6 protein-coding genes are annotated in these 11,795 nt (G+C 47.5%); 1 reads left to right on the plus strand and 5 read right to left on the minus strand.

Annotated elements, in window-relative coordinates; translation table 11 throughout:
* Window positions 1–62 precede the first annotated feature (62 nt).
* From ACO0KW_RS01475 to ACO0KW_RS01490, 4 genes are all read right to left on the minus strand, one after another.
* The gene (locus ACO0KW_RS01475) at window positions 63–3,221 is read right to left on the minus strand and encodes an error-prone DNA polymerase (protein WP_423049934.1); all 3,159 of its coding nucleotides are present in this window, start codon (window positions 3,219–3,221) and stop codon (window positions 63–65) included.
* A 167-nt stretch (window positions 3,222–3,388) separates the two neighbouring features.
* Complete coding sequence (locus ACO0KW_RS01480) at window positions 3,389–5,014, minus strand: Y-family DNA polymerase (protein WP_423049936.1); 1,626 nt, start codon at window positions 5,012–5,014, stop codon at window positions 3,389–3,391.
* On the minus strand, window positions 4,929–5,732 hold the full coding sequence (imuA, locus tag ACO0KW_RS01485) for a translesion DNA synthesis-associated protein ImuA (RefSeq protein ID WP_423049938.1): 804 nt from the start codon (window positions 5,730–5,732) through the stop codon (window positions 4,929–4,931). The genes ACO0KW_RS01480 and imuA overlap by 86 nt, the downstream gene beginning before the upstream one ends.
* A gap of 285 nt (window positions 5,733–6,017) precedes the next feature.
* Entirely contained in the window at window positions 6,018–7,568 is a 1,551-nt protein-coding gene (locus ACO0KW_RS01490; protein WP_423049940.1) for a transglycosylase SLT domain-containing protein, read from the minus strand.
* 305 nt (window positions 7,569–7,873) lie between these two features.
* On the opposite strand from ACO0KW_RS01490, the gene ACO0KW_RS01495 reads away from it, so the two are divergent.
* A complete protein-coding gene (locus tag ACO0KW_RS01495) occupies window positions 7,874–9,556 on the plus strand; it encodes an amidohydrolase (RefSeq protein ID WP_423049942.1) in 1,683 nt (560 codons plus the stop codon).
* 276 nt (window positions 9,557–9,832) lie between these two features.
* Here ACO0KW_RS01495 and ACO0KW_RS01500 read toward each other — a convergent pair whose 3' ends face one another.
* Window positions 9,833–11,662 (minus strand): ABC transporter transmembrane domain-containing protein, encoded by a 1,830-nt coding sequence (locus tag ACO0KW_RS01500; protein ID WP_423049944.1) that lies wholly within the window; start codon window positions 11,660–11,662, stop codon window positions 9,833–9,835.
* Window positions 11,663–11,795: the final 133 nt, after the last annotated feature.

The following is an 11,795-nucleotide window of genomic DNA, read 5'->3' on the forward strand; positions in this document are numbered from 1 at the left end:
GTTTTGCATCGAAAAAATATCCGAAGTATCTGCCCATTGGTTTGGTCAAGTAATAAATCCAATCAACAAAAATCCCGACTAACAGCAACAAAATCCCCCAGCAAGTGACTCATATCCACCAAACGTTTGGCAACCAGATGATGCACTTTGCCGTCGGTTTGCCAGATACCATAGACACCCAGTAATTTAGCATTCAACACTTCATGCCGAAATTGATCGACTAAGGCTGGCCAGACGATGACATTTACGGGGCCAGTTTCATCTTCTATCGTGATAAACAAAACACCCTTGGCCGTGCCTGGTCTTTGTCTGACGGTGACTAAGCCACAGCCGCGTGCGAATTGTTTGTTCTGAAACGTATGCAGTACATCCGATGGGAGAAAGCGCTGCTTTAAAAGTCGCGGTCTAAGCAAAGCAATTGGATGTCGCTGCAAAGTTAAACCTGTGCTGTGATAGTCGCGCAGAATTTCTTGTGCTTCGCTAGGTGTGCTCAGTTGTGCTGGCGATTCTGCCAGAGTTGTAGGGCGCAATAAATCTTTGTCAGGAACGGCTGCTACGGCTTGCCATAGCGCTTGATGACGATTGCCAGTGAGGGCGGCTAAGGCATTGCCATCGGCTAAGGCTTCGAGGTCGGTGCGATTCAATAGTGCCCGACGAGCTAAATCTTGAATGTCGCTAAAGATTGCTTGCTGACGAGCTTGACTAATACGTTCTGCCGCTGCTTGCGACATGCCGCGCAATAAAGACATACCTAAACGCACTGCGGGCTGTTGTCCTGTGTTACTGTGCAAAGGCAGATCTTCTAGTTTGGCATCCCAATCGCTATGCATCACATCAACTGGTCGTATCACAATCTTGTGGCGTTTAGCATCTTGCACTAACTGTGATGGCGAATAAAATCCCATCGGTTGAGAATTGAGCAGCGCACATAAAAACACCGCGGGTTGGTGACACTTAATCCAACAACTCGCATACGTCAATAAGGCAAAACTGGCGGCATGACTTTCGGGGAAACCGTATTCGCCAAAACCTAACATCTGATTAAATACCGCTTGCGCAAATTCTTCTTCATAGCCATTCTTGATCATGGTGTCGACGATACGGCTTTGATAATGCGCGAGCCCGCCCTTCCGTTTCCAAGCTGCCATGGCGCGCCGTAATTCATCTGCCTCACCTGGCGTAAAATCGGCAGCAACCATCGCGATTTGCATCACTTGTTCTTGAAAAATTGGTACGCCTAAAGTGCGCGATAAGACTTTTTCAATCGCAGGTTTAGGATAAACCACAGGTTCTAACCCCTGCCTGCGTTTGAGATAAGGATGTACCATGCCGCCTTGTATCGGCCCCGGGCGTACGATCGCGACCTGCACCACCAAGTCGTAAAAACAACGCGGACGTAGGCGCGGCAACATACCCATTTGCGCCCGCGATTCGATTTGAAAAACACCGACGGTATCGGCCTTGCAAATCATGTCGTAAGTGACAGCATCCTCAACGGGAACATCTTGCATGCGTTGTGGACAACCGGGAATTTTCTGCATCAATTTAAAAGCTCTTTGCAAGGCTGAGAGCATGCCTAATGCCAGTACGTCGACTTTGAGTAAACCCAATGCCTCCAAATCATCTTTATCCCATTGAATAATACTGCGGCCTTCCATGCTGGCTTTTTCGATAGGGACCAAGCGTGTTAATTTGTCGCGTGCGATCACAAAGCCGCCACTGTGCTGGGATAAGTGACGTGGAAATTTTAAGAGTTGATTGACTAAACCCGCCCACTGTTGCGCGACCATCGATTGCGGATCTAAACCGCTTTCACTGAATCGTTCGAGTAAGGCCTCTTTGCTATCAAACCAATGCTGTGACTTCGCCAATTTGTCGATTAGATGTGCATCGACACCGAGCGCCTTACCGACTTCGCGCAAAGCACCACGCGGTCTATACGTGTGTACGGCAGCCGCCAGTGCGGTGCGATGTCGGCCATATTTGCTATACAGATATTGGATGACTTCTTCTCGTCTTTGATGTTCAAAATCGACGTCGATATCGGGTGGTTCACCGCGCTCTTTCGACAAAAACCGTTCAAACAATAAGATGCCTTTTTCTGGACTGACTTCGGTGATATGCAGGCAATAACAGACCACGGAATTGGCGGCAGAGCCGCGCCCTTGACATAAAATATCTTGCGAGCGGGCGAAGCGCACGATGTCGTAGACGGTTAAAAAGTAGGGCTCGTAAGCGAGATCGTTGATCAGATGTAGTTCATGTTCAATTTTATCAATGACCTCTTGCATGAGTCCGTGGGGATAGCGTAGCTGCGCACCTGCATAAACTTCTTGTCTTAGAAACGAAGCGGGCGTTTGCCCTGGTGGCACCAGTTCGTCTGGATATTCATAGCGTAATTCGCTCAATGAGAAATGGCATAAACTGGCGATGCGTAAAGTTTCTTGTATGGCTTGTGCTGGGTAAATATTACCTAGGCGCAGACGTGAGCGTAGATGCTGTTCCGCATTCGGCGCGAGATCGTAACCACAATCGGCAATCGCTTTGCCGAGGCGTATTGCGGTCAAAGTATCTTGCAATGGTTTGCGTGAGCGTACATGCATGCAGACATTGCCGATAGCCACCACGGGCAAGTTAAATTCGTTAGCAATGTCGTGCAGATGTTGTTGCTGCCAGTCGTCCATCGGCTGGGTTAAGAGATGCAAACCTAGCCAGGCACGCTGTGGAAAAAGACTTGCCATCCAAGCCGCTTGTACTCTGACTATGTCTGGTGCGAGCGGGTAGTCAGGAACTAAAATAAGTAAGCAGTCAGGCAGACCGGTGATGTGTTGCAGATCGCCGGGAGGATGGCTGAAATCGTCGGGCGTGATGAGGTAACTGCCTTTCACTGTATTCGTCCGCATTCTGGCTAGGCTGATTAATTCACAGAGGTTGCCGTAACCATGCCGATTTTGCGCGATGGCGATGATGCGCATCTTGTCTAATTGTGGATGGCGCAAACTGGTTTCTAGTTGAAATACGCTGCCGATAATCAAGGGGAATGCGTGCTTTTGCGCTTCTTCATGCGCTCTCACTACGCCAGCGAGCGAACACTCATCGGTGATGGCGAGTGCTTGATAATTGAGTTTCACTGCGCGTGCAATTAGCTCTTCTGCATGGGAGGCACCATGTAAGAAGCTGAAGTTGGTTTGACAGTAAAGTTCGGCGTAGTGAGGGAGCATTTTGGTTTGATAATAGGCTTGTTAGCCTAGCCTACGGTTTGTGACTGCCCCAGTCGACGATGACGATGATTGTTGTAGGTTGGTGCTGAACAAAGTGAAGCCCAACAACAACAACAACAACAATAATGATGCATGGTGGCGACTTATAAATTCATAAAAAAATGCTCTCATCCAAATACCCCATGTAAAAACCATGCCTCATCTTCTTGCATTAGCCTTTCTTGTCCTATGCGTTCGCGATAAATCCAATAGCGATAGTATTTGCTGCATTCGGCAATGAAGTAATCGCGAGTGACGAGTTGGCCGTTCCACCATCCTGCTTCTATGCGTTCTGCTGGCGACAATAGTTTCAGGCGCGAGCCGTAATACGGGCTGTGTTGCCTCACGCTAAGTGCTAAGGGCGCTTTTAATAACCAGCTCGGTCGTGGATTATTGAACGCGAATGCGTGCTGTTTTTTTGGTGATTTTTCCAGCACGGAAATCCAGCGATTGGCAACTTCAGGCCGATGATCGGCATGCGGTGCAGCTTGCAGCACTTGCTCTGCACCTAAGCGGGCGATGAGGAGTTCTAGCAAACGACTTTCACTTTCGCTTTGGCTACCTTGATCGGGAAATAAGGAAGTGCTGAAGGCTTGCCGTGCTTCCATTTCGTTCACTTCCAAACGTACCGCAATTGCCGCGCTGCTCAATTGCCATTGGGCGAGTTTTTCTTTTAGTAAACGCGTGATATGTTCTTCTTGCCAGCAGGCTTTCGCAAATGGAATCTGTAATAGACTCGGTGCAACCGCTTGGCGACCGCGCTCATGTTCGAGTATTAGCGTTAATTGCTTAATGGCTTTTTGTTGTTGATTGAGCCAGCCACATAATTGCAATACCAACCCGCGTGTAAAATGAAAAATGGTGTCAGTTTTGTCGATACGATCTGGCAATTCACAACGCGCATGAAAACTATCGGGCACGGTGATCCATTGATGTAAGGCGACTTGTTCTCCATACGCGATATCTAATGCATTAAGTAGTGCTTTACCACAGCGCCTTTGTAAACCAGCGCGCGGCAAATGGCGTAATGCGCTTAAGTCGGTACAAGCGATTCCTTGCAGCCAATCAAGATAGCGATGCGTGGCTGGAAGCAAATAACAAGGTAGAACATCTAAATGTTGCGCTAAGCGTTTATTGCTTAAGCATAGTTGTAGCTGACGCGGACGTCGCTGTTTGCTTACTATTTTTGTGGCTGGTTTTTGTGCGATTTTTTGCGCCAATAAGCTAGCAGCACTGGCGTTGCGAGCGATTCCAATTGTCGCACTGACACCCAAGTGGTGTAAGTCTTGCCGGATGCGGCGATACAGTTGTCGTATGCCACCAAATAGTCGCAAGCTGGCAGCGACCTCGATCAAAATAATGTCTGCATGATCTTCACAAAAACGCACTTGCGGCGAATACTGTAAGAGACTCACCGCCACTTGCTGACGTAATGTTCGCTCTAATTCCGGATCACGTTGTTTGACCTCGGCTTGTTCGCACAATAAGGCTATGCTGTTTTGCCGCATGCCGGGCAAAAGACCACAGGCTCTGAGACTGTCGCTTAAAGCATAGATACGTTGCTGTTCACAAACCACCAGATGATGATTTGCCTGCTGATGCAGGTAATCACTTTGGCCTTCACTTAAACCATCGCTTAAACCATTATTGAAGCAATTATGTAAGCTATCACTCCACCAATGCGGATGAAATACCTCCAGCGCGAGCTGCGGCAGGTAAATGGCTATCCACAAAGGAGGAATCGAGATTGGCATGATGTTGGGTATGAAGCTGGCTATAAAGCTGGCTATAAAGCTGATAATGACTGGCGGGTAATGAAAATTGCGGCACTAAATCTTTCAATGGCAAAACGATGGGTTTTGCCTGCTGTGCCCCTCGTCGTTTAAAAACCTCGATTTGCAGACCAGTGTTGTCGAGCGCCAGTTTTAGCCGTAGCGGCGCTGGCGAAGGGCTAAGCTGACTTTCCCACGGGCGTATCAAGCAAAACAAACTACGCCCCGTTTGTGCAGCTAAATGCAGGCGACGTAAAGCATCGCTTTTAAAATTCTGACGCGCTGGCTGCCACAACAATAAAGCACTGCAAGCCTGATTTTTGACGATTTGTTCAGCCGCCCATAAAGCATCTTGCGGTTTATTACACGGTAGCCATAACACGCGCGATAAATCCAGCCGCAAAGCAGAAAGCGCCAGAATCTGCGGCTGATAAGGCGTATTCAATAAAATAATCTGACCTTCTCGCAGTTGTGCCAGCGCAGGGCTAAGTAATTGCAATTCAGCACTGCCAGCTTGTTGTACCAGTAATTCCGTTAAATTTGCTAAAGGCCAACCCGCTCCCGGTAGTTCGTTTGCCAGAGACGGATGACCGCAATCGAGATATTCGCCAAAGCCACGCCCCAACTGCGATGCGCGCCATAAAGACGGATGCAGATTCTCTAAATTTGTGTTCGGATGGGGTGATGTAGTGGAAAACATAACAAGGCATATACTGTATGGATGTACAGTATATGCCTTGTTTTAGGAAATTTCAAAGATTTGTTGAAACCGGTGCAGAGTAATAAATTGATGTTTTTTAGTCTATGAAAAATAGAAATACTTAGTTTCATAAAACTAAAGACTTGATTGTGGTACTGGCTAAATTAGAAGTCGAAGTAGAGGCAGGACGAGATATCAGCAGGCTTTAGAACGATAACGTAGAGATTGTTAGCTTGTTAAAGCCCGCTGAATTGCTGGTTGGCGATAAGGCCAAATTTGAGAATGCTAACTATGTCGCTTTGATTTTTTTCCAGCACTAGCCAATGTTTTTTTTGTACGGTTGGATGCTTGTTTGTTGCTGGCTTTGTGATGCGCTTTTGCAAGCTGTGGCTTGGCTTTGCTGTTTCGGCTAGCGGTTTTGTGATTGGAATCAGCATGTACTTTAGGAATGTGCAAGACTAATTTCTGACCAACTGCAACTTGATCTTTGCGTAAATTGTTCCAAGATTTAATATCCGCGACACTGAGCTTATAGCGTTTTGCCAGGCTAGCCAAATTGTCTTTTCTACCGACTTTAATCTGTATCTTACGGGTGCCAGCACTCGGTTTCTCTATGGTCAATTGCGCCAATTCGGCGATCTGTAGGGGAATATTTTCCTCTGAGGATTTAGCCGATTTCGGCACCAGTATGGTTGATCCAGCTTTTACAATCATTTTGGCTGGAATTGCATTCACTTCGCGTAACTGATCCGCTTTATAGCCAAAGCGATTCGCTAGCGTTTCAACACGCTCAGACTTATTCACGCTCAAGGTAGTCCAGGATGAATACGGACCTTTCCAGCTCAGGAAATTATTCTCGAAGATCGATGCTTTTTCTATCGGTAATAAGATATTGATGTTGTTGCCGCCAGTGATGACTGGGCGGTTAAATTGCGGATTTAAGGCTTTGAATTCATTCAAAGGTAATTCCGCTAACTTTGCCGCTAATTGAACATCAATGTCTTTCTGACTTTTGACCGTGGTGAAGTAGGGCTCATTATCAAGTCTCGGTAATACGATATTGAAATGTTCTGGATGGCCGATAATATTTTTGACGGCTTGTAGTTTCGGCACATAATTTCTGGTTTCGTGCGGCATCAAGGCGGACAAACTATCGAAATCAATCGGTAAGCCCATTGCTTGTTGTTTCTTGATCGCACGTTGTACCGAGCCTTCGCCCCAGTTATAGGCTGCCAGCGCAAGTTGCCAGTCACCGAAGATATTGTAGAGACGCTGCAAATAGTCGAGCGCTGCTTCAGTAGAGTCTAAGACTCCGCGGCGATCGTCTTTGAAAATACTTTGTTTGAGATTAAAGTCGCGCCCGGTCGCAGGCATAAATTGCCACATGCCGGAAGCTTTTGCACTTGAAATCGCTTGTGGATTGAAGGCCGATTCGATGAAGGGCAGCAAGGCCAGATCTGTCGGCATACCGCGTTTATCTAAGGCATCCACCACATGGTATAAGTAACGCGAACCGCGTTGAACTATGCGCAACAGATAGTCCATCCGTGAGCTGTACCAACTGGTTTGGTAGTTGACTAGTTGATTCTCCAAATTAGGAATCGCATAACCATGGCGAATCCGGTTCCATAAATCGGATTCTGTAAAAATTAAAGGCTCTTCGCGATCAACAATATCGGTCTCATTGGTAGTGGCTTCTACCGGGGATTCAAAACGTGCGCTGCTGAGTTTTTTACTGAGTTTTAATGAGTCGACTGTCTGCGCTTTGAGTGAGGTCGTCGTCAGACCCGATAGTAATAGGCCGGAACAAGCAAGACAGTAAATAAATCGTTTCATGATCAGGAAGAGAATCGATACAATCGACTGTGAGATGGACAACAGCGAAGTGTACGCAAAGCCGTCTTTCAAGGTCAAGTGAAATAGCAGCCGTTAGAGGGAATTGCGCTAAAGTTTTCTGAGGGAAAGTAATTTTATTTTGAAAACTTTTGTTGTACGAATTTCGCTGGTAGTGTTGAACAAAACAAAATTGAGATAAGTTATTGCACTTTATGGGATTCTTGTTGTCCTAGCTGTCGTTAAAGCTGTTCATAAAATCAAGTATCACAACGTACATCAATATGGATTAACCACTGGAGAGAGACATGAGAAAAATAAATCGGGTACGAACGAGAATATTGCATGTGGCACTGTTAAGTGCCTTTGGCGCTTATAGTCAGACTAGTATCGCCGATACACTGTTTGTGCATGCGAATGCCTATACCTTGAATGCAAAACAACAACTGCAGAAATTTGATGCGATGTTGATCAGCGATGCGGGTAAGGTCGTCGCAACGGGTACACAGGCCCAATTACAAAAAAAATATCCTAAGGCCACGCTGCTTGATCTGGGCGGTAAAACAGTGTTGCCAGGTTTGATTGATGCGCATGGACATGTGTTTGGCTTAGGCACGAATGAGAGTCAACTTAGCTTGCGGGCGACGAATAATCTGGCAGAGGCCTTGGCGGCAATTACAAAATATGCGCAGGCATCGACGCAACGTCAATGGATCTTGGGTGGTGAATGGAATCAGGCCATTTGGAAACTCGGACGTTTTCCAACCGCAGCCGAACTTGATAGCGCGGTGAATAATCGTCCAGCCTGGTTCCGCCGTGTAGATGGACATGCAGGCTGGGCTAATTCTAAAGCCATGCAATTGGCTGGCATCACTAAAGCGACGCCTGATCCGGCTGGTGGCAAGATAGAGCGCGATGCAAACGGCGAAGCCACTGGGATATTGGTGGATGCAGCGATGGACATCATGGAAAAAGTGATTCCACCACAAAACGATGCTGAACTGCGCAGCGCCTTAGATGCCGCACTCGCGCAATTACGTAGTGTAGGCTTGACCACGGTGCATGATGCTGGCGTCGATGCGCATGCAGATAAGTTATTTCGTGAATACGCCAAAGACGGCAAACTCACCACCCGTGTCTACGGCATGATAGGCGGCGTCGATCAATTTTTTGACCAAGTCTCTGCGGCTGGACCACTCAAGAGTTTTGCAGATGACCGTTACGCTTTACGTGCAGTGAAGTTGTATTCTGATGGCGCTTTAGGTAGTCGTGGTGCCGCTTTGTTAGCTCCGTATAGCGATGCGCCGCATACCAAAGGTTTATTATTTTCGCCTGATAAAGATATGCGCAGCATGGTACAAAAAGCCGCTGCCAAAGGCTATCAAGTGAATGTGCATGCGATTGGTGATGCTGGCAATCGTCAGGTGATTGATGCTTTAGCGATGATTCCTAAGGCGCAAGACGCACAGGTTTTACGACACAGAATTGAGCATGCGCAAGTGCTAGAACTGAGTGATATTCCACGCGTTGCCAAGTTACATGTCATCCCATCCATGCAACCTACGCATGCGACTTCAGATATGAATATGGCTGAAGATCGCGTGGGTAAAGAGCGCATCAAAGGTGCTTACGCTTGGCGTAGTTTTTTAAAGCAAGGATCGAGAATCCCTTGTGGCTCTGATTTTCCGATTGAAAACCCCAATCCATTCTGGGGTATTTATTCTGCTGTCACGCGTCAGGATCACCAGCAAATGCCGGTGAATGGCTGGTATCCAGAGCAAGCAATGACAGTGCAGGAAGCATTCCGTTGCTTTACGCTAGACGCTGCGTATGCCGGTCATCAGGAGAAAATACTCGGGAGCTTAGAGAAGGGTAAGTGGGGTGACTTTATCGTGATTGATCAGGATATTTTTAAGATTCCCGCGAAGGATATTTATAAGACCTCTGTCTTACAAACTTGGCAGGCGGGCAAACAAGTGTACGCAAAATAAAGTTGGATTTGATCAGGCCTTGCTTATGTTAATAGACTTAGGTCTTGATCACGTATTTAGTCAATTAAAACCGCTAGCGATGCGTAATACTGTTCAGTTAAGCTTATATCTTATTTCTCGTCATTCCCGCGAAGGCGGGAATCCAGCGACGTAAAAGCTTAAAGACACTGGATCCCTGCCTTCGCAGGGATGACGCCACGACTTTTGGCATAACGGAATGGCATTTGCTAGCGATGTGTTAATCATTCATCGCTAGCGGTTTTGATTTTCTGAAATTTAATGCAGATGAAACTGTAAAGAAGCCAGATGCGCATACACACCGCCTTGTGCAATCAATTCGGCGTGATTGCCAGTTTCCACAATACGACCTTGTTCTAAGACGATGATTCTGTCGGCACGCTGTACAGTTGATAAGCGGTGCGCAATGATGATTGTCGTACGTCCTTGCATCGCAGTTTCTAAAGCCTGCTGCACTAAGCGTTCAGATTCCGCATCGAGCGCGCTAGTCGCTTCATCAAGCAACATTAAGCGGGGATTTTTTAAGATTGCACGGGCAATCGCTATCCTTTGTTTTTGACCGCCAGATAAACGTACCCCACGTTCCCCCAAAAAGGAATGATAGCCTTCGGGTAAGCGTTCAATGAATTCATGCGCGGCAGCTAATTTAGCCGCTTGGATAACCTCTTCATCGCTGGCACCGACCTTACCATAGCGAATATTTTCCATCGCACTGGCGGCAAAGATGACCGTGTCTTGCGGTACGATCCCTATGGTGTCGCGCAAAGTATGCAAGTCAAGATCACGAATGTTGACACCATCAATACTAATCAGACCTTGCTGCGGATCATAAAAACGTAAGAGCAGTTGAAATAGCGTGGTCTTACCAGCGCCAGAGGCACCGACTAGTGCAATTGTTTCGCCCGCTTTGATTGATAAAATAATCTCCGCTAATGCTGCTGTGTCAGGGCGGGATGGATAATGAAAGACCACATTACTCAGTTGAATCGCGGCACCATGTGCATCTATTGGCGGCAATGATTGTGGCGTCGCAGGTGAGGTGATTGGTGATTGTACCGACATCAGTTCGAGTAAGCGCTCGGTTGCACCCGCAGCGCGTTGCGCTTCGCCCATGACTTCAGATAACGCACCAATCGCACCAGCGACTATCGAGGCATAGAGAATAAATTGACCGAGTTTGCCGCCACTCATGTCTCCTTGCATGACGGCTTGTGCGCCCAGCCATAAGACGAAAACGATCGCGCCGAAGATCAATAATATGGCGATCATCGTCAATAAAGAACGGGCGCGGATGCGCCGCATGGCGGTATTAAAAGCGTGTTCGACGGAATTGGCGAAGCGTTCAGCTTCGATTTTTTCATGCGTGTAGGCTTGAACTATTGGCATGGCATTCAGGATTTCACCAGCCATGGCCGACGCATCGGCAATTCTATCTTGCGAATCACGCGACAATTTACGCACGCGCCGGCCAAATAAAATGATAGGCAGAATCACCAGCACCAACATCACGATAATGATCGACGAGAGCATAGGGCTCGTGATAAACAACATCACCAACCCCCCAGCAAATAACAGCAGATTGCGCAATGCCAGGCTGATACTGGTGCCGACTACTGCTTGAATTAAAGTAGTATCGGTAGTCAGACGAGACAATACTTCACCGGTTTGTGTGGTTTCAAAAAACTCCGGGCTCTGGGTCACGACATGAGCATAGACTGCATTGCGGATATCCGCAGTGACCCGTTCACCTATCCAGGACACCATATAAAACCGGGCTGCGGTCGCGATGCCTAAAATCACCGCGACACCAAATAAAGCCAGAAAGGTCAGATTCACGTGATCAATTCCATGCGTTCCACCATCACCTATCTTACTAAACCCCATATCGATCATTTGCCGGAAGGCATACGGTATCGTCAATGTCGCGCAGGCGGCGATCAGCAAGGCGATACCAGCCAATATGAATTGACGGCGATAGGGACGTAAGAAAGGGAGTAAGCCTATCAGTGTCGCAATGCTGCTGCGACTTGCTGTGTCACCGTTGCTGTGGTCTGACTGTTCTGCGTGGGCGGAGGTTGACTGGCTCATATAAGTATATAGGGATGCTCTTCAATGGAAATGACGGCTATTGTGGCAGCTTTTGCCTTGTTCGTGCACCTAAGCGATGTAGTTCACTGATCTGGCACAGTGATTTGACTAAGCGACAGACTAAGCGATGACT

The sequence above is a fragment of the Undibacterium sp. Ji22W genome (genome assembly GCF_049340305.1).
GTDB lineage: Bacteria > Pseudomonadota > Gammaproteobacteria > Burkholderiales > Burkholderiaceae_D > Undibacterium.

Excerpts from the sequence above, each read along its gene's own strand:
- ACO0KW_RS01475 (WP_423049934.1), bottom strand. The coding sequence starts at position 3,221 with ATGCTCCCTCACTACGCCGAACTTTACTGTCAAACCAACTTCAGCTTC.
- ACO0KW_RS01480 (WP_423049936.1), bottom strand. The coding sequence starts at position 5,014 with ATGCCAATCTCGATTCCTCCTTTGTGGATAGCCATTTACCTGCCGCAG.
- imuA (WP_423049938.1), bottom strand. The coding sequence starts at position 5,732 with ATGTTTTCCACTACATCACCCCATCCGAACACAAATTTAGAGAATCTG.
- ACO0KW_RS01490 (WP_423049940.1), bottom strand. The coding sequence starts at position 7,568 with ATGAAACGATTTATTTACTGTCTTGCTTGTTCCGGCCTATTACTATCG.
- ACO0KW_RS01495 (WP_423049942.1), top strand. The coding sequence starts at position 7,874 with ATGAGAAAAATAAATCGGGTACGAACGAGAATATTGCATGTGGCACTG.
- ACO0KW_RS01500 (WP_423049944.1), bottom strand. The coding sequence starts at position 11,662 with ATGAGCCAGTCAACCTCCGCCCACGCAGAACAGTCAGACCACAGCAAC.